We start from the raw sequence: 24,864 nt of genomic DNA, 5'->3' as shown, positions 1-24,864 counted from the left end.
AGTGAACCATGGATCTGCAAACCTTAACCTATATCGTAGTGGGCTTTACCTTCGCCCTCTACATGGGGATCGCCGTCTGGGCACGGGCCGGTTCCACCAAGGAGTTCTATGTTGCCGGCGGGGGCATTCACCCGGTCGCTAACGGTATGGCCACCGGCGCCGACTGGATGTCCGCGGCTTCTTTTATCGGTATGGCCGGCCTCATCGCCTTTATGGGCTACGGCGGTTCTGTCTTCCTGATGGGCTGGACCGGCGGCTTTGTCGTACTGGCGATGTTGCTGGCACCTTACCTGCGCAAGTACGGCAAGTTCACCGTGCCCGAGTTTATCGGTGACCGCTTCTACTCACGCGGGGCCCGTATTGTGGCCGTTATCTGTCTGATTATCTGTTCCGTGACCTATGTAATCGGCCAGATGAAGGGCATCGGTGTGGCCTTCTCCCGCTTCCTGGAAGTAAGCTACGATACCGGCCTGCTGGTGGGTATGTTTATCGTATTCTTCTACGCCGTACTGGGTGGCATGAAGGGCATTACCTACACCCAGATTGCCCAGTACTGCGTATTGATTCTGGCTTACACCATCCCAGCGATCTTTATCTCCCTGAACCTGACCGGCAATCCGCTGCCACAGTTGGGCTTCGGTTCCACCCTGGTGGGCACTGACGTCTATCTGCTTGACCGATTGGACCAAGTGGTGACGGAGCTGGGCTTCGCTGAATACACCACGCAGGTGCGTCTCAGCACGACTAATATGTTCGCCTATACCATGTCACTGATGATCGGCACTGCGGGTCTGCCTCACGTGATCATCCGCTTCTTTACCGTTCCCAAGGTGAAGGATGCCCGTTCTTCTGCGGGTTGGGCCTTGGTGTTTATCGCCATCCTGTACACCACTGCACCTGCGGTTGCCGGTATGGCTCGCCTGAATCTGATGAGCACCATCGAGCCGGCGCCCGGTCAGCACCTGGCCTACGATGAGCGCCCACAGTGGTTCAAGAACTGGGAGACTACCGGTCTGCTGAAGTTCGAGGATAAAAATGGCGACGGACGTATCCAGTACACCGCTGATACCGCTACCAATGAAATGGTGAAAGTGGACCGCGACATTATGGTTCTGGCCAACCCGGAAATCGCACAGCTGCCTAATTGGGTGATTGCCCTGGTGGCCGCCGGTGGTCTGGCAGCGGCTCTGTCTACGGCGGCAGGTCTGCTATTGGCAATCTCCTCGGCAATTTCACACGATCTGCTTAAAGGTGTGATCATGCCGGATATCAGTGAGAAACAGGAGCTGATGGCATCGCGGATTGCCATGGCGGTGGCCATCGCCGGTGCCGGTTATCTGGGATTCAATCCGCCGGACTTTGCCGCGGGTACAGTAGCCCTGGCCTTTGGTCTGGCGGCCTCGTCTATCTTCCCTGCGCTGATGATGGGTATTTTCTCCAAGCGCATCAACAAGGAAGGTGCCATCTGGGGCATGATCGGCGGTATCACTGTGACCCTGCTGTACGTGTTCCAGCACAAGGGCATCATGTTTATCCCGGGTACTTCCTTCCTGGGTGGAATGGACGCCAACTGGTTCCTGGGTATCGAGCCTAACGCCTTCGGTGTGATTGGCGCCCTGGTGAACTTCGGTGTTGCCAACCTGGTATCGCGCCTGACCGCGGAGCCTCCGGAAGAAGTACAGGAGCTGGTCGAGCACATTCGTGTCCCCATGGGCGTAACCGAAGCGCACGATCACTAAACACTGAGCAAGAGGTGGCCGGTACATCTTCTACCTGTGTAGCGGCCGCCAAAACCCGAACATAAATCCTCTTGGCCCCTTAACCGGGGCTTTTTTTCCAGAGACACCACGCAAAAGCAGGGCATTCAGGGTTATTTCCCATTGACTGTTCCAAATCAAAAAACAACAGGTAGATTCTGCAATACTGAATACAAACTACGGGTGATGTCAGATGGATATTCTCAAGAACAAGCATCTGGTGGTGGCACTGCTGGTGGCACCGGTACTGGCATTGATCAGCTACTTCGCGGTGGACTCCATGGTTAGCGAAAAGCCCCATGCCGCAAAGTCCGGTGGCAGCTACGAATTGATATCCAAGCCCAACTGTCGCTATAACAGCGGACAGTGCGGCCTCAAAAATGGCGATTTTGAAATCACATTGTCAACACAGTGGCAGGACGGTGATCGCATGCTGCTGCAACTCAAATCCCTGTTCCCCCTGGAGGGCGCCATGGTCGCGTTGGTGCAAGGTGATCAGGGTGACGCGCCTCCGGTGGGCATGAAAGCGGTAGATCATGAAGGTTTACGGTGGTCCCTGGATATGCCCCGGGTCGACCCGGAACGGCACCGGCTGCGCCTGGTGGTATCGTCGGAGCAAACCCTCTATTACGGTGATGCCGCTACCAAATTCACACTGTACAAAACGTCATTTGATAAGGACTTCCGCTAATGGCCTGACCCTTGGCCGTGCATCTATGTAGGGAATGCGATATGAAAGCCGAATCTTTTCCTTCCGCCGCTTTGTCGCCCGAGCTGCAGGCTATTCGCGATTTTCTGGCAGAGTGCATGCCGTTCGAACAGCTTGCCGATGGCGAGCTGGACCGCATAGCAGGAGCCATGGAAATCGATTATTTTCGCCGGGGACACGTGTTCACCAGTCACGAAGATCCGGGAGGGCTGAGAATTCTGCGCAGTGGCGCTGCCGAATTACGCGCCGAAGACGGACGTTTGGTGGATCGCTTTGGCGAAACCATCAGTTTTAACCTGATGGGGCTGAGCCAGGAGCAGCCTGGCATTCGCGCAACGCTGATTGAAGACAGCCTGATTTATCGCTTGCCGGAACCGGCCTACCAGCAGCTGCGACTGCAGCATCGGGATTTTGACCGCTTTTTTCACAGTCAGCGCAACCGCAGGGTGCGCCGTGCCGCGCGCCGGGAAACCAACCCTTCCGAGATGATGAAGCAACTCCGTGATCTGATGAGTACGCAATTACTCTGGGTTGAGCCGGGTGTCAGCATTCAGCAGACCGCGCAAAAAATGACGGAAAGGCGTGTTTCATCCGCCATGATTATGGACCATGGGCCAGAGCAGGGTGGTCGTCTGCTGGGCATTGTGACGGACCGGGATATACGCTCCCGGGCCATGGCCACTGGCATAGATGCGCAGGCCGGTATTGACAACATTATGACCAAAGATCCGGTCACCATTGACGCTGAGGAAACCCTGTTTGATGCAACCTTGTTTATGACACAGCGGGGCTTTCACCATATTCCGGTAAAAGATAAAGATACCATTGTTGGTATGATCACCTCTTCCGACCTGATGCTGGCGAGGCGTGATGATCCCGTGTATCTGGTTCAACATATCAGCCGACAGCAGTCGGTGGAGGGGCTCAGGAAAATTATTGGTTTGCTGCCCGATCTGTTGGTGCAATGGGTTAATGCGGGTATTCGTGCCTCGCAGGTGGCCCATTTGCTGACAGCCATCAGCGATGCAGTGACGGTTAAATTAATCACACTGGCCGAACAGGAACTGGGACCGCCGCCACGTCCATACTGTTGGCTGGGTTTTGGCTCCCAGGGTCGTGATGAGCAGTTGCTGGGAGGGGATCAGGATAACGCCTTACTGATTGCCGACGGATTGGAGCCCGCCGAAGCGGTCTGGTTCGAAAAGCTGGCCCATCGGGTATGCGATGGTTTGAACGCCTGCGGTTATGTCTATTGCCCGGGCGGTGTTATGGCCACGACAGATGAATGGCGTCAGCCCCTCAGTGGCTGGTGCAATACTGTGGACCGCTGGACACGCAGCCCTACAGCCGATGCCGTGATGAGGGTCAGCATCTTTTTCGATCTCAGGGCGATTCATGGTGATGCCTCTCTTTGTCGTCAATTGCAGCAGCATATGCTCAAACGCACCGGTGGCAACACCATTTTTCTGGCGGCACTGGCGGAAAATGTTCTGGATTCGCCGCCACCGCTAGGGATATTCCGACGTTTCGTGGTGGAACACAATGGTGAGCATGCCGACGAATTGAACCTCAAGAAGCGTGCTGTGATACCGATTGTGGATATTGTGCGGATTCATGCCTTGGCCCACGGCATTACGGAAGTGAACACCTTGAGACGCCTGCACGCTCTGGTGCGCCAAAAGGCTCTGACCATAGGCGATAGTCGCAATCTGGAGGATGCTCTGCGTGTTATTCAACAGACCCGGGTGGAAGGGCAGGTACGGCAGTTAATGAACGGCGAGAAACCCGGCAATTATCTTAATCCCGACCATCTGCCCAAGCTGGTCAAAAAGCAACTCCGCGATGCCTTCGGGGTTGTTGTGGACGCCCAGCAAGCGGTCAAACTCAGCTATCGGCCGGGCATGTAGCGAGTCTTTGATGTTGTTGACAGCAAGACGACAGTTCTACCGACTGCGAAGCCGCTTACAAGGGAATTCGGTCGCCCCTCCGTTGTTACAGTGTTGGCAGCGCAGTGCATTGCATCGCCGGAATTGCTGGCGGCAGCTCGAATTTCTGGTTGTGGATACCGAGACATCGGCGCTCAATGTCAGCGAGGGGGAGCTGCTGAGTATCGGCTGGGTGGTGATTGCCGCTGGCAGTGTTCGCCTCGGCAGTACCCGCCATATTCTGCTCAAGCCACGTCGCTCCGTAGGCAGCAGTGCCGCTATTCACCAGCTTCGAGATTGTGAGTTGTCCGCAGGTATCAGTGTGGAATCCATGATGCCGGAGCTTTTGCAAGCAGCCGAGGGGCGGGTGCTGGCATTTCATCATGCGCCTATGGACTTGGCGTTTCTCAACAGCATCAGCCAGCGGCTATATCGAGCCCCGTTATTGTTACCCTGGGTGGATACATTGCAGTTGGAGAAACAATCTCTGGAGAGGCGCCAGCTTCCCATCGGAGCCAATGCCTTGAGACTGGGAAGTTGTCGTTCGCGCTACAACCTGCCGGTTTACCCGGCTCACAATGCGCTGATGGACGCGCTGGCCACGGCGGAGTTGTTGCTGGCTCAATTGAGCCACCGGGGAGAGGACCAGAGGCTGGGGGATTTGCTGTAATCAGCACTCGTCGCGAATGATCTTTTGGGCCGTCCTGCGATGTTCCGTCACCTCTTCGGCCGTCAGGTAACGGTAGCTGTCGCCCTCCTTGATTCTTACCCGTGGTTTGTTGTTGAGGGCGTTAAGGTTCTTGCGGGCCTGGGCGCAGCGCTCGGGATTCTTGGCGCGCGCAGCCGTGGCTGTGGCATTGGCCTGCTGCTCCGTGTTCTCTTCCTCTGATGCTTCCGCGGGAGGGGTGCCCTGAGTATTGGTGGCTCGCACTTTAACGGAGTTGCGGTCCTTGGGAGGGTGTGCGGAGTAGTGAGTTACCCCCTGGTCATCCTGCCACTTGTAAAACTCCTTGGCGCTGGCAGGTGCACTGCTGATTAAGGCGCCCAGCAGGGCTACCACAAAGAGCAGAGTCGTTGGGGTCAGTTTGACTGTAATCATACCGCGCAAGTCCTTTCTGGCTGATGAGGTTGCTCCGAATTGGGGCCCCTGTACGTCATTATAGTCCCGCTCGCTGAGCAGGCGCCATTATTGCCCTTTTGATGTATCGGCACCACTGTCCATTGTGCTCCGCATGAAGGTTTTGTGGCAGCGGTCGCACTCCCTCGAGCCGAGCGGCAACAAAATCCTCCAAAACCCACAATTAATGGGCCTTGAACCGCGCTAACCCCTTGACTTTAGGCGATAAGTTGACAGAATTGCGGGTTCGCTAGATGGCGTAGTAGATCATAGCCGTAACCTCGGTCTCTTGCCGGAATTTTAACCAAATTCCGGCATCTACCTCCGGTGAGCCAACCGCTTGCCGAACCATCCCAGTTGCGTAGGTACGTCCACCGACGTTGCCTGCCCGGTCGGCTGTCGTGCTAACAGGCGCAGCAGGCCGGGGAAGCTTCAGTCATCTTTTATTTGCACGCGGGATGCTGTCTGGTAGCCACTGGACGGCGGATGAGTCTATGGTCATCCGGCCTGCGGCAGTAACTTATATTTTTAAAGGGGATAACAGGTGGAAATGCTCTCCGGCGGCGATATGTTGATTCGCTCCCTGCAGGAAGAAGGCGTAGATCTCGTCTTTGGTTACCCGGGCGGGGCAGCCCTGCACATATACGACGCAATTTTCAAGCAAGACAAAGTCAAGCACATTCTGGTGCGTCACGAACAAAGTGCCACCCATGCGGCGGACGGTTATACCCGCGCCACCGGTAAAGTCGGCACCGTGCTGGTGACTTCGGGTCCCGGCGCCACCAATGCCATTACCGGCATTGCCACGGCCTATATGGATTCGATCCCCATGGTGGTGATCTCCGGGCAGGTACCGGCCGAGAAGATTGGCGAAGATGCCTTCCAGGAGACTGACATGGTGGGCGTGTCGCGCCCAATCGTTAAGCACAGCTTTCTGGTCAAACACGCCTCTGAGATCCCTGAGGTGGTGAAGAAAGCCTATTACATTGCCTCTACCGGCCGTCCGGGACCGGTGGTGATCGACGTGCCCAAAAATACGGTCAATCCGGCTGAGACCTTCCCCTTCGAGTATCCGAAGAAGGTCAAGATGCGTTCTTATACGCCGGCGGCCAAGGGCCACAGCGGCCAGATCAAGAAAGCCGTCAGCATGTTGCTGCAGGCCAAGCGTCCGGTAATCTACTCCGGCGGTGGTGTGGTGCAAGGCGAGGCCAGTCACCTGCTGACGGAACTGGCCCAAAACCTGAATTACCCGGTCACCAACACATTGATGGGGCTCGGTGCCTATCCCGGTGATGACAAGCAGTTCCTGGGTATGTTGGGTATGCATGGTACCTTCGAGGCCAATACGGCCATGCACCACTGCGACCTGATTCTGGCCGTGGGCGCGCGCTTTGATGATCGTGTAACCAATACACCCAATAAGTTCTGCCCGAATGCCAAGATCATTCACATTGATATTGATCCGGCCTCCATTTCCAAGACCATCACCGCCGATGTGCCCATCGTGGGTGCAGTGGACAGTGTTCTGAAGGAGATGCTGGAGCTGGTTAAATCGGCGGATCAAAAGCCGGATGAAAAGTCGCTATCGGATTGGTGGCAGCAGATCAACGAATGGCGCGAGCGTCACGGGATCTACACTCAACCGCGCTATCGCACTGATGGCGACAAGATCATGCCCCAAGAGGTGATCAAGACCCTGTACGACGTCACCAATGGCGATGCCATCGTCGCCTCGGACGTAGGCCAGCATCAGATGTTTGCGGCTCAATACTATCCGTTCAAGCGTCCACGCCAGTGGCTCAACTCCGGTGGTCTGGGCACCATGGGCTTTGGTCTGCCTGCAGCCATGGGGGCGGCGTTTGCTGTTCGCGATAAGGATGTGGTCTGTGTGACCGGTGAGGGCTCGATCCAGATGTGTATTCAGGAGTTGTCGACCCTGACTCAATACGGTTTGCCGGTCAAGATCGTGTGCCTGAATAACCAGGCTCTGGGTATGGTCAAGCAGTGGCAGGACATGGTTTACGACAGCCGTTATTCGGAGATTCACTACGAGGACTCACTGCCAGACTTTACCAAGTTGATGGAGGCATACGGTCACGTGGGTATTGATATCCACAAGCGCGAAGACCTGCGCGAGAAGATGGAAGAGGCATTTGCCATGAAGGATCGCGTGGTCTTCGTTAATGTTTATGTTGACCCGACCGAACACGTGTACCCGATGCTGGTGGCCCCGGAGGGCTCCATGCGTGATATGTGGATCAGTAAGACGGAGCGCACCTAAGATGAGACGTATTATTTCTGTACTCATGGAGAATGAGCCAGGCGCCTTGTCGCGGGTTGTTGGGTTGTTTTCCCAGCGTGGTTATAACATTGAGACGCTGACGGTTGCGCCCACCGAGGACGAGACCTTGTCGCGTCTGACGGTGACGACGATTGGCGATGATCATAAGATTGAGCAGATCACCAAGAATCTCAATAAGTTGATTGACGTGGTCAAGCTGGTGGACTTGACGGAAGGCTCGCATATTGAACGTGAGTTGATGATGATCAAGGTTAAGGCCACGGGTGCTCAGCGTGCGGAGATCAAGCGTTGCGTTGATATTTTCCGCGGGCAGATCATTGATGTGACCAGCAGTGTTTATACGGTACAGATTGTGGGTACCAGCGATAAGTTGGATGCGTTTGTGCAGTCTGTAGGGGATGCGGCCATACTGGAGGTGGTACGTTCCGGTGTGTCGGGAATTTCCCGTGGTGAGAAGGTGTTGAGCCTGTAGGGTCGGCTTCTTTTTGCGTCTGAAAAACCCGGCCTTGGCCGGGTTTTTTGTGGGTGTTGAATGTTGGTGGATGGGTTATGCAGGAAGACAGGCAGCGCTGGAATAAACGTTTTTCGGATAAGCCAATGCGGGCTCCTGGCGTACCAGGGTTCTTGGCAGAGCAATTTGTCGGGTTGGAGCCTTCGCGGGTGTTGGATGTGGCCAGCGGTGATGGTGCCGCCAGCCTGTTTCTGGCGGAGCGTGGCTTTGATGTGACGGCGGCGGATATTTCTGAGGTGGCACTGCAGCGGTTGCAGCGGTTTGCGGAGCCTCGGGTTGTTCATACTTTGTGTGTTGATTTTGATGAGTACGATTGGTCGGCTCATGCGGGCCGCTATGATCATATTGTGATGGCGCACTTTAAGCCTTCTTTGGAGTTGTTGGATTCTTTGGCATTGGTGGCCGCGCCAGGGTCTCGATTGTGGTTGTCGACATTTAATCTGCAGCATCATGAAGTGAATGGCTTTTCCCGACGCTTTTGTTTGTTGCCCGATGAGTTTGTGAGCCTGCCTCGGTGGTCTTGTGTTCTGCATCAGTCTGTTGAGCGGGGTGGGGATTTTATGGACGACTACTGCTTTGAGGTTCGGTAGTTTCTAGCTCTGTGTTTTTGCCATAGGAAGGGTGCAATCTCACCGTTTGAGTAGTACGATAATGCTACTTGTTGGGGTCGGGGTTATCATGCCTAAACGAAGTATTAAACTGGACGGGAAAACGACTTCTCTGTTTTTGGAGGATACCTTCTGGCGGGAGCTGGAGTGTCGCGCCACGGCGGAGGGTGAGACCTGGCCAAATTATCTTCGGCAGCTGTTGGAGGAGACGGATTCCACCGGGAATCGCTCGGCTTCGGTAAAGGAGGCGTTGATGGCGTCGCTGCGGGATGACTATGATCGCCTGTGTGGTGATCCGGGGAGTCAGTCGTGCTGGCTGGTGGAACAGGGTGAGGAGCGCCGCCGCGAGGTGTTGGGTGGGACTGCAATCACGGTGGGTTCTTCGCGGGGGAATTCGATTGTGCTGCGGGATCCGCAGGTGGCGCCAAAGCATTTGATACTGACGTTTGATGGTGAGCGTTGGTGGGTCGCGGACTTGAATACTGTTCAGGGCACGCGGTTGAATGGTCATCCTGTACAGGTGGCACCAGTGCCACGGCGGGGTGAAATCAGTTTGGGCAGTTGTCACATTATTCGCGTTTAGAGAGGGACACTCTATGCAGGATCAGCCGCAACAGCTTGATCATTATCGGGTTATTCGCCGCCTTGGCTCTGGTGGTATGGCGGATGTCTATGAGGCGCTGGATGAACGTCTGGATCGCCATGTCGCGTTGAAAGTGCTGCCTGCGGAGTTTTCGCGGGAGCAGGAGAGGGTTGCGCGCTTTCAGCAGGAGATAAAGTCTACCGCCAAGCTTGATCACCCCAATATCGTAACCGTGTATGACACGGGCTGTGACAATGGCGTGTTGTATTACACCATGGCACTGTTGCCGGGCGGAGAGTTGAGAAACAAGATTCGTCACGGTTTGGATCACGAGCAGGTGTGCACCATTCTTGGCGAGATCGCTGAAGCCTTGGGTCATGCCCATGCGAAGGGGTTTGTGCACCGGGATCTGAAGCCCGAGAATGTCATGTTTGATGCGCACGGCCGGGCGGTATTGACGGACCTGGGTATCGCCAAGACGCTTGATAGCACCATGACCCGGACCGGGATGTCTATCGGTACGCCCTACTATATGAGCCCGGAGCAGTCGAAGGGCGAACCCGTGGACGGCCGCAGTGATTTGTACAGTGCGGGTGTGCTGCTCTATAAAATGCTTACCGGCGTCCATCTATTTGATGCAGAGGACTCGTTTACGATTGCGTTGTGTCATATCAACGACCCCCCGCCGGAGTTACCGCCAGAGCATGCACGCTTTCAGCCGATTATGGATAAGTTGGTTGCCAAGCGCCCGGAGGATCGATACCAGAGTGCAGCAGAATTGGCCGAGGCTCTGAAGCGTCTTGCGCAGGGGGTGGATCTGAGTGAGCCCGATTCTCCTGCTGAGCTTGAGGCTACGGAGTTTTATCCCACAGACCCATCTGTAGTGATAACGCCTGGTGACGAAATGGCCGAGACTGAGCTTGCCCCATCGGGCCAGCAGGTTTTGGAAGGGAGCCTTCAGCCCAGTAGCAAGAGCCTTCAGCCAGAAGATAAGAGCCCTCAGCCAGAAAAGAATAGCCCTCAGCCAGAGAGTGAGAGCCCTCAGCGAGAAAATAATGGCCCTCAGCCAGCAAATAATAGCCCTCAGCCAGAAATAGCAAGCTCCCAACGGAGCGGCAATGACACTCAATCAGAACCCCGGCAAGGTAAGTGGCTTGCCATTGTCGCGACGCTGCTGGTCTGCGCACTGTTGGGGGCTGGAGGTTACTACTATGCAACGACCTCTACGACAGAGGCTCCACCGGTAGTCAAGTCGAATGCTCCCGCATTTCCCGCAGTCCTGGCGGGCAACGCCATCCTCCAGTTGCGCAGTCAGCCGAGCGGGGCGGAGGTGTATCTGGGGGAGCACAAGCTGGGGGTGACGCCATTGTTTGTGGAAAATCTGGCAGCGGGAGATGTGGAAGTCGTCGTTCGCAAGCGATATTTTGCCGATGGCAAGCAGCAACTGTCCCTGCAGGATAGTCAGGTCACCAAAGGTGAAATTGTTTTGGCCCGAGGACGCGGTGGCCTGTCGGTGGTTCCGACTGAGGCCGATGCCTGGGTGCGATTGAATGGCGAGTTGCTGGATCAGAAAACCCCATTAACCTTGGATGCGATTGCGGCGGGTGAATACCGCATTGAGGTGGGGTTTAAGGATGCCTACTACGCCGGCAGGGTGGAGGTAGATCACGGAGCCACCGAGCTGATTAAACCCACATTAGTGGCGAATCAATTGTTACCCTTGGGCGACCGCTGGCTGACGGTGGAGACTCTGTTGCAAGCGGCGGAGGAGCAAGTCAAGGCCGGTAACAAACTCACGCCCAGGGTAGGCGCCTTGGCCTTGTATCGTTTGATTCTGCAGCATCGTGACGACAACCCTGAAGCCAGGCAGGGAATCTCCGCATTGTTGCAGAACTATCAGCACCAACTGAAGCAGGCCATTGATAAGCAGCGTTTTAAAGACGCTGAAGATCTGTTGTCGTTGCTCGGAAAGCACTTTCCCGGTGAAGATCAAGGTGCGTTGGTTCAGAAGTTAAAGGAAGCCCGCCAGGCGGTCGAGAAAAAAGGTCAGGATCAGCGTCAGCGGGAGTTCGTGCAGAGGTTTCAGCAATTGCTAAAGGGTTACCACTTTTCACAGGCCGAAAATTTGTTGCAGGCACATCAAGCGAGTGGAGGCGCGGAAGATAAATCCCTGAAGCAATCCCTGGCAGAGGCACGACGCCAATACGCTGAAAAGGTCGAACGCTTTAGCGGTGAGTTGGTTGAGTTGCCGCTTGAGAAAGGTGCAAGCTCTCAACTGAAACTGGGCAAGACCGAGGTGACATTTGCGCAGTGGGACGCCTGTGTGGCTGACGGTGACTGCCAGCATCGACCGGATGATCAGGGGTGGGGCAGAGGCCAGAGGCCAGTCATCAATGTCAGTTACGAAGACATTGTGTCGGAGTTTATTCCCTGGTTGAACCGTAAGACCGGCGAGCAGTTTCGATTGCCGTCCTTGCAGGAGTGGCAATACGGGGCCCAGGCGGGTCAGTCGGGGTTGTATCCCTGGGGCAATTCGGTCAACGGCCGATTTGCCAATGGCTCCCAAAAGCTGGGTTGGCGGGAAGATGGCGAAACCTATTCAGCTCCGGTAGCGACCTATCCGGCCAATGACTTTGGTTTGCACGACATGGCGGGCAATGTCTGGGAGTGGACGGCGGACTGTTCCGGGGGGGCTGGGTCGGATAGCAACTGCAACCGGCGTATTGCCAAAGGCGGGTCCTGGTTTAGCGCGCCCAAGTTCTTGCAGGTGGGCCAGCAGATGGCGGTATCGCGTTTTAGTCGAAGTCACGACAGGGGCTTTCGCCTGGCTCAGGATAAGCCGCTGCCGCAAACTCAACAATAATCAATAGCGCTCGTCTTGTATGGTGGATTAGGCCTCTTGTGGGTAAATCCACCCCACGAGATAACAAACAGCCCTTATTCCCAGCCAACCACTGACGACAACTGTTGGGTGGCGTCCGGAGGCAGGTCGAGTTTCTGCTGTTCCGCGTAGCGAACCAGGAACTTGCCGGTTTTAAACAGGTTGGGGATATGCTCCTTCAGGCCTGATGTTAATGTAGATACCGTATTGGCCTTGCCGAACAGGCTGGTTACGGTCTTAACATTTTCTTTATTGACCAGGCCGAGGATGCCCTTGCTGCGATCCACTTCAGCGGCTTTCTGAATGTCCTCTCCCGATTCTGCCGCGTAAGCTGCGATAGCATCCTTCAGGCGGGAGGTTGCATAGGTGCCGGCGAGAAATGTTGCCGAGCCAGCGGTAAAGACTTTTCTCTGCTTCGGTGTCAGCTCGTCAGTTTTGTTCGCGGTGCGAGTGATTGCCTTGTTGGCCTTGGCCGACAATTTGCGCTGTTTTTTCATTTCCTTGCGGCTCATGCTGGTGCCGCTTGTCAGTATCTGCTGGCGTTTCTGCAGATCTGCCTTCAGTGATTTGAGTTCCAGGGCCTCGGCCAGACAGATTTGAGAGCGGGAAATCAGGGACTCCGCAATCAGGTAAGTGCCCATCATCTCCACCCCGGCTTCTTTGCTTTCATCCGAATAATCCAGCAGTGGGTAGTAGTACTTTTCCAGGAACTTGATCGCTTTAGGGTAGCTCAGGTCAGCGCAGTCTTCGGATGCGATGACCGGATCTTCGCTCCAGGCCGGGTCGATTTCAGCCGCGCCCAGTGCATTTTGCGCCAGCGCCACCAGGGCTAAGGTGGAGCCGGCAATCATTTTTAAGACCCGGTTGGTCAGGGCCGAATAAGAGTGAGTCAGGGTATTCATGGTTCCTCCTTGGATCATCATCTAGCGAATCGATTTGGCGCTCAGTTGAGCTACCAGCTGTTCAGCAACGGCTTCCGCCGCCGCCTTAAGTGCATTGTTCTTGGCCACCATGGGGGTGGGGCCTTCTCCGAACATGGTCTCCGGGCCAACTTTGGCCACAGCCGCGCCACGTTTGTGAACCGCGAGAACCTGACCGGTGACGGACACCGCCACTTTGATATTGCCAGTGGTTTTGTCGGTCAGCATCTCGTCGATATCCAATGTGCCGATCGCCAGGTAGTGAACGGGGTCTTCAAGACTTTTGAGCCCCCTCAAGGCTTCCTTCTTAGTGGCGGGGCGAAGGTCGTTACCGGCCTGGTAATCCGAGATAAAGTTCTCGACACTGAGCATGTTGCCGGTTTCGTCTTCCAGCATAGCGGCGTCAATTACCAGGTAGTTGGCATCGGCAAACACGTTGCCCATGGCGACGTCCACTTCATTGGTAGTGGTCACATCCCAAACCACCTTGTCTTTATGGATGGTTTCAGTTTTCGTTTTTTTGATGCTCTTGGTCTGGGACTTGGTCTGGCTGGCCTGGTTGTCTTGTCGGGATTTTCCGATGGCCTGGGTCTTTGACTTGGTCAGCGCCGACTCTTGCTCGGAGTGCTTGACTTTGCCCACCTGCTCGCGCGCCACAAACACAAAGGTCATATACTCGGAAGCGGATGGAGAGTGACTGAGTAATAGGGACATCACCTTGGGCTCATTGATCTCAGCTCTGAGCAAGACTTCGAAGACTTTGTTTTTTTTGTCCTGATCGCGATCCAGAACCGTGTAGGCAATAATGTAGTCGCGGATATTGCGGTCAAAATCAGCTTTTGATTTTGTGTAGTTTGGGTAGTGTGACTTGTGTTTCTTGACGATCCACTGCTCCAGTGCGTTACGCAGCGCATCGGTTTCCGCGGTTTCGCGGTGTTCCTTCTTGAGCCAGCCGCTATAGCTGACCTTGGCCGAACCCTTGGACTCCGAGCCCTGGGCCGCGGCTCCGAAAAACAGGCAGATTAGCAGGGGCGGCAGCGCCAATACTTGCCAGACGGTCTTTCGCGGAAAGCATCTAGTCATTGAACATGTCCTTTCGATCTTTGAATTGTCGGTAGCTGGCAGCGTTGCGGGCGTGGGTTTTGAACCACTTTCTGGAGGGCTCCTTGAGCTGCACCACCAGGTTGTCAATCAGGCTTTCCAGGGCGTCCTCATAGGCACTCCAATCGTCCGTCTGCACTCGCTCGGCGGAATTGGGTTTGGCTACGGCGAACATAAACTGATCGTCGATATAGATTTTTTGTCGCACGGGCTCGCGCAGCGAGAAACGCACCTGGGCGCCATGTAAAAGTTGCTGCGCATTGGCATTGGCAATAAACCGTTCCACTGCCAGGTTAAAGACAAAATCGGGTTCCGGCAGCGTCAGCACAAACACCTCGCCATTGGCAAATCGCCCGGGCATTTGTCGTCCCAGGGCATAACCACGGATATAGGGCAGCACCGCGGCGCTGGTCTGATTGCTGAGCTGGCTGGAAAAGTATTGCCCAAGGTATTGCTTGAATTGGTTGAGAGAAAGTTGATGCGGTAATTGGTCCGCCGCTTTATTGCTGGTATCAATACTTTCCATCTGAAAGCGCAGGCCGGGGCGCTGATCCAGCTGCAGAGTGCTGAGTCTGTTAACCAGGTTTTGCAGCAGCCCCGGTCCTTGCTCGTCACCGAAGTACAGCACCTCAAACAGAGCCGGCAATTCTTTGTCGACCTGTTGGCGGGAGGCACTCTCAATAACGTGATTGAGGGCCAGTGCATCGGGATAGCTTGTCACCAGCGTCATGGATTCATAGTCGTAGAAGAGAATCTGGGCAGAGACCTCAGCGATAACCTTATAGGTGGCCTGTCCATCGAAGTTGAAGCTTTCAACGCTGACCTGCTCTTTATCGATGGCAATGGCCATTGTCAGGGATTCACCTTTACGCAGGTTGGCGAGACCGTAGGCAAGGTCCATTTCGGAGGGGGAAGTCTCCTCGAGCAGGGCTTTGAGAGTTTGATCGAGGCGCCCGGGACCTTCGGACGAGGCGCGGTTGAGCTTGAGAGCGTGGGGGTAATTGGATTCAACCAGTTCGTGGCTGCCAAGGTAGGCGATTCCGGCGTAAAACACCTTTGGATTGGAAGTGCCGGCGGCGATCGACAGGCAAAAGCATAGCCCCAGTGTCAGTAACACCGTTGCAGGTAAGTAGTGGCGCGTCCTGGACTTCATGGCCTGGGTTCACTTTTAGCCTTGGCTATCAGCGAGTATCCGGCATCCGTATTCCATAGCTCCTGCTCCTTCAGTGTGCTTGCATCAGTTCGCTCGCGGCGTCTTCCTTTAGCCGGAAAGATGGTAGTACAATCGTACCAAGTGCACAACCGCAAAAGGATTTCGCAACATGTCGCCTAAATCGCTCTCTTTTCCCTCCAGGCCATCGTATCGATGCCCTGCATCAGGCACGGGGTATCGTCTTGCCATAACCTTGGCGCTATGCCTCTGTGCGCTTGTGGCAGGGGAAGCCGTTGCCCAGGTCAGGCAATTGCAGGCCACCACGCCCCAGGCAGATGCTCAGGATTCCGTGCAGACCCGTCAGATTCTACAACGGATTCTGGAAGAAATGGGGTTGGATTTACCGCCGCACAAGAAAACCATCCAGCCGCCGGTTCCCAAGCCCTCACCTCAGCCTTCACCCAGGCCCACTCCAAAGCCCTCTCCGAAGCCTGCCCCAAAAACTGAGCCCCGCCCCGAGCCAGTTGTCAAACCCGGCAAGCCGGCCGGCGACGATGACTTCTGGGATGATGACGACGGCTTCTTTAGCGATGACGTTGGTTTTGACGATGCCGTCACCGATATGGATGACGAGTTTGAGCGCACGGTGGCGGCCTGGGACAAAGAGTATCAGAACACCTTGAAGCGTTGGGCCAAGGCCCGCAAGGTGTTTGAAAAAAACAAAGAAAAGTACCAGCAGGCGGCGGAAGCCTACCCGGCCTCAGTATTCGAGCTGCCGTCTGGCGCCGAAACCAGCCGGGCGGAATCCGCAGCGGCGCCAAAACAGCTGCATCAGCTAAAAGGTGGGGAATATCATGTGCTGCCGGGCGCTATGACATTGGCGGTGCGCAATCAGGCAGAGCGTGGCACCTGTTCCGCCTTCGCCTCCGTCAGGGCCATGGAGACCTTGCTGACGCAGCACGATATCTTCAGTGATCTGTCCGAGCAACACTTTTATTGGGCCAGTAAACCCAAGTGCCAGTCCAAGGCCTGTAACTCGGCCAACGAGCCCGAAGGTGTTAACACCTACAAGGCAATTACCTCTGCAGCCACCCACCAGTCACCTTTTACTTTCCTGGAAGATCAGTGCCCTTACATCCCTGTGCCGGTATCGAGCAATATTACCTTTACACCCTTGAAAAACTGTCATCGCAGTGGGGTTCCCGCTGCCAGACCCCAGACGGGTGCGCTGAGGGCCACGGAAGATCCGGCCCTGCTTCCCGGGGAATTGCTAAAGAACCGTCCGGTCATCGCCTCTTTGAAACTGACCTTGCAATGGTGGGAGAACCGGGGATTTATCACCGCGGCAGAGGATGCCAACGACCCGCCGGCCAAACGTAAACATGCGGGTGGTCATGCCGTGACGTTTGTGGGCCTGATCAAGTTGCCGGATGCTATGGCCAGTGAAGGGCGCTACTGCGCCCTGGTGGCCAACAGCTGGGGTATTGGTTGGGGGCGCGGTGGGCACGCCTGTCTCACGGAGAAATGGCTGAAGATTAACGGCAACTACTATGTGTCGATGGAGGCCGTTTCCGTCACGGATAAATTCCTCAGCAAGTATGAGGTGAACTAAATCGCCGATTTATTCCCCGGTGGCAAATGCGATCAGGTGATCCGCTTCAATGTCGATACTGACCCGATCGCCAATCTGGTAGTCATGATGACTGGGAAAGGCAGAGACGACCTCACTGCCGGTGGGCAGTTTCAAGGTATAGAGCGTTGAGGTGCCGGCAAAGACCTTGCTGACCACGACGGCACTTTTGACACTGGTGTCGTCGTGAACAATATCGTCCGGACGCAGCAGCACCTCCACCGGGCTGTCGGGCAGCCAATCGTAGCAGCGATTGCCCCGGATCTCGCCCAGTTCAGTGGCGACAGTGGAGTTATCGATCACGTGACCCGGCAGGAACACCCCCTGGCCTACGAAACTGGCCACAAAACGGTTGCTCGGTTCGTGGTAGAGATCAAATGGCGGGGCCCACTGCTGGATCTTGCCATGGTTCATGACACCAACCTTGTCGGCAAAGGCAAAGGCCTCTTCCTGGTCGTGGGTGACCATAATGGCCGTGATGTTTCGTGACTTCAGAATTCCCCGTACTTCGATGGCGAGGCTGCGACGCAGGTCCACATCCAGACTGGAAAAGGGCTCATCCATCAGTAACAGGGTGGGATTGGGGGCCAGTGCCCGGGCCAGAGCGATGCGTTGTTGCTGGCCGCCCGACAGTTCGTGAGGGTAACGGTGCCCCAAATCCGGCAGCTTGACCAGGCTCAGCATTTCCTCGCAAACGTTTTCCCGTTCTTGAGGTGTCAAATGCTGCAGCCCGTAGGTAATGTTGTCGCACACGTTAAGGTGTGGGAAGAGCGCATAATCTTGAAACACCATGCCCACACGACGCTTCTCCGGCGGGAGGGTCATGCCACGGGAGGAGAGGGTGTGGCCTTCGAGGTGGATATTACCGGCATCCAGATCATGAAAGCCGGCAATAGCACGCAAGATGGTGGTTTTACCGCAGCCGCTGGGGCCCAGCAGGCAGCAGATATCGCCGCTGTAGACATTGAGGTGTAAATTTTCGACCACGGTATGACCTTCATAGGAGCAGTGGATGTGGTCGAGGTTTAGCAGCAGGGAGTGTTCAGCGGCGGTCATAGGCTGGCGGTTCTTGGTGACAACAACGAGGCCGCACCCTGGCGGCCCTGGATATAAGCGATCAGTTATTGAGGAGCAGGAACTCCATCAGTGCCTTCTGCGCGTGCAGACGGTTCTCCGCCTCATCCCAAACAACAGAAATGCTGTCGTCTTCCAGCAGTTCTGCACTGACTTCTTCACCTCGGTGGGCGGGCAGGCAGTGCATAAAGAGCGCATCGCTGTGGGCCAGTGTCATCATGTCGTGGTTGACCTGGTAGCCGGCAAACTTGTCCTCGCGTTCTTTCTGCTCTTCTTCCTGTCCCATGGATGCCCAAACATCCGTCACAATCCAGTCGGCATCCTTAACGGCTTCGCGCGGGTCACGAGTCACGGACACGCGGTCAGCATTCTCCGCCACCAACTGCGCATTGGGATCAAAGCCCTCGGGACAGGCAATGTTCAACTTAAAGTCACACAGGGCAGCCGCATTGATGTAAGAGTGGCACATGTTGTTACCGTCACCCACCCAGGCCACCGTTTTGCCCTTGGGGCTGCCGCGGTGTTCCACATAAGTCTGGATATCCGCCAGCAGCTGGCAGGGGTGGTAGTCGTCGGTCAGCGCGTTAATCACCGGCACCTTGGAGAATTGGGCGAAGCGCTCGATCTTTTCGTGCTCAAAGGTCCGGATCATCATAATGTCCACCATCCGCGACAGTACTCTTGAGGAGTCCTCTATGGGCTCACCGCGGCCCAGCTGCGTGTCACGGGGAGACAAAAACAGGGCGGAGCCGCCCAGCTGTGCCATACCGGCCTCGAAGGAAACCCGGGTACGGGTGGAGGATTTTTCAAAGATCATGCCCAGCACTTTATTCTTGAAAGGCTCACCGGCGGCCCCCTGGCGGTGCAGGGCTTTCAGCTCGATGGCACGGTCGATAATGTGGCTCAGTTCGGCCGGGGTCAGGTCTCTCAGAGTCAGAAAATGTCTTACAGTCACGGTACTTTCTCCCGTAGGGTCGGGCGGCTGCGCAGCCGCCCTGGTTGAATCCTATTGGTCTAAATATTGCCCTAAACAGCTTCGACCAGCTTGCACACAGTGTCGATGACTTCGTCGGCCTGCTCACGGTTAATAATGAGCGGCGGTAACAAGCGGATGGTATTGCCGGCCGTCACGTTCAGCAGCACACCTTCGTCGGTCGCCTTGCCCACCAGCTCGGCGCAGGGGCGATCAAGCTCGATGCCGATCATCAGGCCCTTGCCTCGGATGTTTACCACTTTGGCATTGTCGCCAAGGCGGTGGCCCAGCTGAGACAGAAAATACTCGCCCTGGGCGGCCGCGTTGTCGATCAGGCCTTCATCCAACAGGGTGCTGATCACTGTCCAGGCGCCCTGACAGACCAGGGGGTTGCCGCCGTAGGTGGAGCCATGATTGCCCGGTTGCAGAACCTCGGCGGCTTGACCGCGGGCCAGACAGGCACCGACGGGCAGACCGTTGCCCAGCCCCTTGGCGGTAGTGACCACATCAGGGGTAATGCCGTTATGCTGGAAGGCAAACAGCTGGCCGGTGCGGCCATTGCCGGTCTGGATCTCGTCCAGCATCAGCAACCAGCCTTTTTCGTCGCAAAGCTCGCGCAATTGGTTGAGGTAGTCCGCGGCCGGCACATTGACACCGCCCTCGCCTTGAACCGGTTCCACCAGTACCGCCACGACATTGTCCTGGGCGGCGGCGCGCACGGCCTCAATATCGTTGTAGTCCACATGCACAAAGCCTTCCAGCAGCGGTGCAAACCCCTCTTTCACCTTCGGGTTGCCGGTGGCGCTGAGGGTGGCCATGGTGCGGCCGTGGAAACTGCCGTTCATGGTGATCACCGTCGGGTTGGTGATACCCCGGTCATTGCCATATTTGCGTGCCAGCTTGATGGCGGCCTCGTTGGCTTCGGCGCCGGAATTGGAGAAAAAAACCTTTTCCATACCGGACTGCTCACACAACAGATCCGCCAGGCGCTGCTGGGGTTCGATATTGTAGAGATTCGAAATATGCAGCAGGGTGCTGGCCTGGGTGTGCAAAGCATCAGCCAGACCTTTGTGGCTGTGTCCGAGGCCGCATACCGCAATACCGCTGAGGGCGTCCAGGTAACGTCGGCCCTGGTCGTCCCACAAATACATGCCTTCACCTTTCACCAGAGTAAGCTGCCGCTCACCGTAGGTATTCATCAGGGCTGTGGTTGCCATGGCTGAAACTCCTGTTTTGTCCTCGTTGAGTATGGATTGATTTGTAAGGCCCCAAACAAAAACAGGCAGCCGGAGAGCTGCCTGGTCTGGAGAGCAGGAGATACTATAAGCAAAACCAGGTCATGGCAATGCCCGTGGCCCGCCAGTCATGGGGTTTTTGCCCCGCTATTGCCTGCTGGCGCCCGTTATTGATGACCGGTGTTAGGTGCTGGCGGAAATCTGGGGTAGAATGCCGGTCAAATACCCGACTGTGATACTTGGTTTTTGGCCCTGTTCCAGGTTTTGCCCGTATCAATGGTCGTGAATATTCGTCAATTGTGAATTAGTAAAGCGTTAGCGAGGTAATACGTCTCCTATGGATATCATGGATACCATCAAACAGCAGATTGAAGAAAACGACATCATTCTGTACATGAAGGGTTCTCCCAATGCGCCCCAGTGCGGTTTTTCCATGCGCACCTCCCAGGCGGTTATGGCCTGCGGCCAGCGTTTTGCCTATGTTGACGTTCTGTCCAACCCGGACATCCGCGAAAACCTTCCCAAATACGCCAATTGGCCTACCTTCCCGCAATTGTGGGTGAAAGGTGAGTTGGTAGGCGGCTGCGATATCGTCACCGAAATGCACGAAAATGGCGAGCTCAAGCCGCTGATAGACGCCGCAGCCCCTGCTGCCGAGTAATCGCTCCCTTCCTCTGTGCCAAACGCCTGTCTTATCCCTTGCGGTCATTGGCCGCAAGGGTCAGACTTAATGGCAGGTGAAGAACAAACAGAGGGAGTTGCAACGATGATTCGAACAAAAAATGCCGTTCTGGGCGCCCTGTTGGTGGGGCTGGCCAGCTTGCCCCTGGGGGCGGCGACTGTAGAGGAAGGCCTGTCCAAAGAGGTCTTCCTGATTCAGGAAAAGCCCGATGCCAAGGCCCTGGCGTCCATTATGTTTCCCCACACTCAGGCCAAAAAGCCCAAGTTCAAACTGCGCGGTATCCGTTTCAGTGACGATCCCGCCCAAGGCGCTTCCGCTCCACAGACCTCCACCATGAACGAGTCAGAAGCACCGGAGCAGGGCATGGCAGTTGGCTTTAATATCAGCTTTGACGTGAACTCCACCCGCATTCTGCCGGCAACCCAAGAGTACCTGGACGCCATTGGGGAAATGATGGTGTTGGAGCAGACCAGTGGCGTCAAGCTGATGATCACCGGCCACGCGGATGCTTCGGGTGAGGCGGACTACAACTTGAATCTGTCCGAGGGGCGCGCCAAGGAAGTGGCCAAATACCTGACGCAGAAATTCAATATTGAGCCCGATCGTATTATGACCAAGGGCTTTGGCGAAACATCACCGCTGCCCAAGGCAGATCCCTTCGACGGTCTCAATCGCCGTGTGGAGTTTCATCCGCTGTAACAGTCGTCAGCATCAGAACTCCATACGCAGGCCGAAGTTAAACTGGGTCTGGTCCACATCCTCCAGACCCAGGGTACGGCTGATGCGCAGAAAGCCGCTCCAGCCGTTGGGGCGCACCAGCACCAGATCGAATCCGGCGCGCCACAGAGACTTGTCCTTGTCATCGCCACTCAGATTGAGCAGCGTATTGCTATTGTCTTCCACCAGGCTTGACCGGGTGGCGGCGCGGTCCGCGGTAAAGCGGTGTTCCGCCTCTGCGTAGATTTGCGGCACCCAAACGCCGTGATCGGTGTTGATATTGCGGGCAATCTTGATACCCAGGTTGGCGATACCGTTGTCCGATTCATCATCATCCACCCGCAGCGCAAAGCCGACGCCTCCCTCTTCGGTATAAGCATCGATCTCAGAGCGAAAGTAGTCTACACGACCGTAAAGATTAAAGGCGTAGCTGCCCTGGTAGTGGTTGTAGCCCAACCCCAGGCTGGCCCCCATCTGGTTGCCGTCGGTACTTGCCCGGGTGACAACCGCCTGGTTAAAGGTCAGGTCGCGGGTGGATTCCTGAAAGATACCAATGCGTTCTAGGTCGTAGTCAGACCAACTGTAGGACAACAGTGCCTCTGCGTAGAGCTTTTCCGTCAGTTGCACGCTGGTGAAGAGATTGAGGCTGACGCTGTCCGATTCGATATCGCCTTCGCTATTGCCCGGGTCGAAATTGCGACCTGCCGAATCCGCGTCAAAATCGGTTTCCAAACGGTGTGCCCCCACAATTGCACCCACGGACCAAGCGTCGGTGATACGGTAATCGAATCCCACTTGCAGCTGCGATCCATCGCTGTCGTAGCCCCGTTCCAGCTCATTGGCATCGCGCTCTAATCGAGAGCTTTCCGCCAACAACAACACACTGAGGCCGCGCATACGAAAGACTTCCATGGTGTCCTTGGATTCCCCCGTCTTCTGATTGGCGCGATGTTTTTGCAGCTTGTCGGTCAATGCTTGAATGCGCGCTCGGGTCTCCGCCAGCGCCGTGGTGCTGTTGGCGAGCGTCTGGGTGGGGTTGAGAGAGTCTTCGCTGTCGCCGGACAGGTCGCCGCCAAAGGATTCATCGCAGCGTCTGGCCAGATCGCCTCGGGCATCGCGGCAGGCCTCGAACAGAAAACCCTGGAATTGCGCATTTGCGGCTGTAGCCGTTTGCGGTAATACCAGTGAAACACCCAATACCAGCAGGCAGGACAGGGGACTGTTTGGTGTTTGGTCGACTTTAATCCGTTGATGTGAATCGTTGAACATGGCTCGAACTCTCTTTGTTGTTAGAGGATGTAGGGTCGTTCTGTGATGAGCGGCGCCGAAACACAAAATCACCGGCTTCGTGACCGGCGAACTTCAAGGGCGCGTATTCCGGGGTTTGCTCAAAGCCGACGCCGGCGGCAGCGGCCGTCACCTTGGGGGCAACCTGGCGGAACAGCTCATATCCCGTCAGGGTATCGCGGTTTTGTTGCAGCGCTTTGAGCAGCTGGGCGGCAAACACCGAATGCCCTCCGCCGAGCCCGTCTATGACCGGCGCCACTCCGCCCGACGTCAACGCCGTTCGGCTTTTGCGCTGAGACAGGCTCAGTAACAGGCGCGCCCGTTCTTTGGGAGACAGCTGCCGCTCCAGGGTGCCAAGCGCCGAGCGCGACATCATGCCGGAGTAACAGGAGTCGGCGATCACCATCAGGCGACGCACGGGAATAATGTTCAGCAGATCGGTAATGGCGATATTGGAAACCCAGTTGGCGTAACTGTTGGGCTCCGCATCCACGGGCAACCAGTGACCCCGATTGTTTATGCGGTCAAGTTCGCCATGGCCGGCGTAATAAATCAGTAGATGATCCTCCGGCTGGAATCGTTTGTTCAGTCGGTTCAGGGCAGACAACAAATCGTAACGATTGGTGTCGATCAGCAATTCGGTCTCAAACCCATAGTGATCCTGCAACAGTTTTGCCAGTACCTCAGCATCATTGATCGCCGTGTCGAGATGGGGCAAGGATTGGTAGCGATTGTTGCCCACCACCAGCGCAAAGTAGCGCCCCTTGTTATCGGCCTCATCGTCCGGGGGGGAGGGTATCGCCGGTAGAGGTTCTGCAGGAACCGGTGCGGAACGGTCTCCAAGCTGGAAGCTCAGGCTGGTGGTATTGTTGTGCGGATCGAATGCAACGACGTCGACCTTTGCCTGGTTGGTGTCTATCTGTGCTCGAAACAAAGTGCCACCGACCAGTTTGGCGGGGCGGCCGTTGACTTCCACCCTTGCAACCCGCTCCATATTGCTGACATTGCCCACAATCAGCAGCTCGCCTGAGTTCAGGCTGCGCTGCTTGCGCATAAACAGACCGCCACCTCGGGTGACCAGCTCCGGCTCGACGATTTCAATGAGGGGTGCTGCTTCCTCAGCTTGCTCCACAGAAGGCGTGTGCGATTGCGAGGCTTGCTGATACCAGTAGCGAGCGAGTTTGGGATCTTTGTTGAACCCCAGCCCCTGGGCAAACAGATTGCCCAGATTTACTGCCGCACGCGCATAACCCTGCTCCGCTGCCTTGGTGTACCAGATGGCGGCACTGGCGTAATCGGGGCCCTGATCGCTTTTTTCGTAGGCTTCGCCGACGTAGGTCTGTGCGCCTGGGTCACCTTGTTCGGCCAGTGGTAACCAGATTTTCAGTGTCGAAGCTGTGTTGGCGCGGTCGTAGGCCACATATTCTCCACCGCGACGCTCGCATTCGCCAGCGGTGGTTTTGAGGGCCTGACGCTTGCTCAGGTAGGTCATGCTGCCCAGACGTCTCACCTGTCCGGGCAGCAGGCAGTCGACGGGCAGCAGCGCGTCCACAGCGGCACTGAAGGAGGTGGGGGCACCACTCACCAGCACGAGACTGAGCAGTAGGCCTGTTAAATAGCGATTGCCTGACACGTCGCTCTCCCTGTTTAGTCCGTGTCCCGCGGTCAGTCCTGAGTATAGTCAGTGCAGCAAAAAATG

The 24,864-nt window shown here is 56.1% G+C and carries 21 protein-coding genes; 12 read left to right on the top strand and 9 right to left on the bottom strand.

Features of this window, described 5'->3' with window-relative positions:
• Nucleotides 1–8 precede the first annotated feature (8 nt).
• The 4 genes from HBA55_RS11570 to HBA55_RS11555 all read left to right on the top strand — a co-directional run bounded on the left by HBA55_RS11570 (nt 9) and on the right by HBA55_RS11555 (nt 5,061).
• A complete protein-coding gene (locus HBA55_RS11570) occupies nt 9–1,739 on the top strand; it encodes a sodium:solute symporter family protein (protein ID WP_166990771.1) in 1,731 nt (576 codons plus the stop codon).
• A gap of 211 nt (nt 1,740–1,950) precedes the next feature.
• Nucleotides 1,951–2,448, top strand: coding sequence for a hypothetical protein (locus HBA55_RS11565; protein ID WP_166990768.1), 498 nt, complete (start codon nt 1,951–1,953; stop codon nt 2,446–2,448).
• Between the two features lie 41 nt (nt 2,449–2,489).
• Complete coding sequence (locus tag HBA55_RS11560) at nt 2,490–4,373, top strand: DUF294 nucleotidyltransferase-like domain-containing protein (protein WP_166990765.1); 1,884 nt, start codon at nt 2,490–2,492, stop codon at nt 4,371–4,373.
• 10 nt (nt 4,374–4,383) lie between these two features.
• Nucleotides 4,384–5,061 carry a 3'-5' exonuclease gene (locus tag HBA55_RS11555; protein WP_166990762.1) on the top strand — a complete coding sequence of 226 codons (678 nt, stop codon included), beginning with the start codon at nt 4,384–4,386 and terminating at the stop codon, nt 5,059–5,061.
• On the opposite strand, the gene HBA55_RS11550 is transcribed toward HBA55_RS11555, so the two are convergent.
• On the bottom strand, nt 5,062–5,490 hold the full coding sequence (locus HBA55_RS11550; protein ID WP_166990759.1) for a DUF4124 domain-containing protein: 429 nt from the start codon (nt 5,488–5,490) through the stop codon (nt 5,062–5,064).
• A gap of 562 nt (nt 5,491–6,052) precedes the next feature.
• On the opposite strand from HBA55_RS11550, the gene HBA55_RS11545 reads away from it, so the two are divergent.
• From HBA55_RS11545 to HBA55_RS11525, 5 genes are all read left to right on the top strand, one after another.
• Nucleotides 6,053–7,789 (top strand): acetolactate synthase 3 large subunit, encoded by a 1,737-nt coding sequence (locus HBA55_RS11545; RefSeq protein ID WP_166990756.1) that lies wholly within the window; start codon nt 6,053–6,055, stop codon nt 7,787–7,789.
• A gap of 1 nt (nt 7,790) precedes the next feature.
• Nucleotides 7,791–8,282 carry an acetolactate synthase small subunit gene (gene ilvN, locus HBA55_RS11540; protein WP_166990753.1) on the top strand — a complete coding sequence of 164 codons (492 nt, stop codon included), beginning with the start codon at nt 7,791–7,793 and terminating at the stop codon, nt 8,280–8,282.
• 77 nt (nt 8,283–8,359) lie between these two features.
• A complete protein-coding gene (locus HBA55_RS11535) occupies nt 8,360–8,911 on the top strand; it encodes a class I SAM-dependent methyltransferase (protein WP_166990750.1) in 552 nt (183 codons plus the stop codon).
• Between the two features lie 88 nt (nt 8,912–8,999).
• Nucleotides 9,000–9,512, top strand: a complete 513-nt coding sequence (locus HBA55_RS11530; protein ID WP_166990747.1) for an FHA domain-containing protein — start codon at nt 9,000–9,002, stop codon at nt 9,510–9,512.
• Between the two features lie 13 nt (nt 9,513–9,525).
• Nucleotides 9,526–12,375, top strand: a complete 2,850-nt coding sequence (locus HBA55_RS11525; RefSeq protein WP_166990744.1) for a bifunctional serine/threonine-protein kinase/formylglycine-generating enzyme family protein — start codon at nt 9,526–9,528, stop codon at nt 12,373–12,375.
• A gap of 74 nt (nt 12,376–12,449) precedes the next feature.
• Here the strand turns inward: HBA55_RS11525 and HBA55_RS11520 are convergent, their stop codons facing one another.
• The 3 genes from HBA55_RS11520 to HBA55_RS11510 are packed head-to-tail and all read right to left on the bottom strand — an operon-like array spanning nt 12,450 to nt 15,567.
• Nucleotides 12,450–13,295 carry a hypothetical protein gene (locus HBA55_RS11520; protein WP_166990741.1) on the bottom strand — a complete coding sequence of 282 codons (846 nt, stop codon included), beginning with the start codon at nt 13,293–13,295 and terminating at the stop codon, nt 12,450–12,452.
• Between the two features lie 21 nt (nt 13,296–13,316).
• Complete coding sequence (locus HBA55_RS11515) at nt 13,317–14,396, bottom strand: hypothetical protein (protein ID WP_166990738.1); 1,080 nt, start codon at nt 14,394–14,396, stop codon at nt 13,317–13,319.
• A complete protein-coding gene (locus tag HBA55_RS11510) occupies nt 14,389–15,567 on the bottom strand; it encodes a hypothetical protein (protein WP_166990735.1) in 1,179 nt (392 codons plus the stop codon). The genes HBA55_RS11515 and HBA55_RS11510 overlap by 8 nt, the downstream gene beginning before the upstream one ends.
• A 169-nt stretch (nt 15,568–15,736) precedes the next feature.
• On the opposite strand from HBA55_RS11510, the gene HBA55_RS11505 reads away from it, so the two are divergent.
• Complete coding sequence (locus HBA55_RS11505) at nt 15,737–17,179, top strand: C1 family peptidase (RefSeq protein WP_166990732.1); 1,443 nt, start codon at nt 15,737–15,739, stop codon at nt 17,177–17,179.
• Nucleotides 17,180–17,188: 9 nt separating this feature from the next.
• On the opposite strand, the gene HBA55_RS11500 is transcribed toward HBA55_RS11505, so the two are convergent.
• The 3 genes from HBA55_RS11500 to HBA55_RS11490 all read right to left on the bottom strand — a co-directional run bounded on the left by HBA55_RS11500 (nt 17,189) and on the right by HBA55_RS11490 (nt 20,461).
• Entirely contained in the window at nt 17,189–18,253 is a 1,065-nt protein-coding gene (locus HBA55_RS11500) for an ABC transporter ATP-binding protein (RefSeq protein ID WP_166990729.1), read from the bottom strand.
• Nucleotides 18,254–18,314: 61 nt separating this feature from the next.
• Complete coding sequence (gene argF, locus HBA55_RS11495; RefSeq protein ID WP_166990726.1) at nt 18,315–19,226, bottom strand: ornithine carbamoyltransferase; 912 nt, start codon at nt 19,224–19,226, stop codon at nt 18,315–18,317.
• Between the two features lie 71 nt (nt 19,227–19,297).
• A complete protein-coding gene (locus tag HBA55_RS11490) occupies nt 19,298–20,461 on the bottom strand; it encodes an acetylornithine transaminase (protein ID WP_166990724.1) in 1,164 nt (387 codons plus the stop codon).
• A gap of 355 nt (nt 20,462–20,816) precedes the next feature.
• On the opposite strand from HBA55_RS11490, the gene grxD reads away from it, so the two are divergent.
• Both grxD and HBA55_RS11480 read left to right on the top strand, forming a co-directional pair.
• Nucleotides 20,817–21,140 carry a Grx4 family monothiol glutaredoxin gene (grxD, locus tag HBA55_RS11485; RefSeq protein WP_166990721.1) on the top strand — a complete coding sequence of 108 codons (324 nt, stop codon included), beginning with the start codon at nt 20,817–20,819 and terminating at the stop codon, nt 21,138–21,140.
• A gap of 105 nt (nt 21,141–21,245) precedes the next feature.
• The gene (locus tag HBA55_RS11480; protein WP_166990718.1) at nt 21,246–21,860 is read left to right on the top strand and encodes an OmpA family protein; all 615 of its coding nucleotides are present in this window, start codon (nt 21,246–21,248) and stop codon (nt 21,858–21,860) included.
• A gap of 12 nt (nt 21,861–21,872) precedes the next feature.
• Here the strand turns inward: HBA55_RS11480 and HBA55_RS11475 are convergent, their stop codons facing one another.
• Entirely contained in the window at nt 21,873–23,147 is a 1,275-nt protein-coding gene (locus tag HBA55_RS11475) for an autotransporter outer membrane beta-barrel domain-containing protein (RefSeq protein ID WP_166990715.1), read from the bottom strand.
• Nucleotides 23,119–24,798, bottom strand: coding sequence for a caspase family protein (locus tag HBA55_RS11470; RefSeq protein WP_166990712.1), 1,680 nt, complete (start codon nt 24,796–24,798; stop codon nt 23,119–23,121). Before HBA55_RS11470 ends, HBA55_RS11475 begins: the two co-directional genes overlap by 29 nt.
• Nucleotides 24,799–24,864: the final 66 nt, after the last annotated feature.

It is taken from the genome of Pseudomaricurvus alkylphenolicus (assembly GCF_011683955.1).
GTDB lineage: Bacteria > Pseudomonadota > Gammaproteobacteria > Pseudomonadales > Cellvibrionaceae > Pseudomaricurvus > Pseudomaricurvus alkylphenolicus.
Note: the sequence above shows the minus strand (reverse complement) of the source record. Positions and strands in the feature narration are given on the sequence as shown.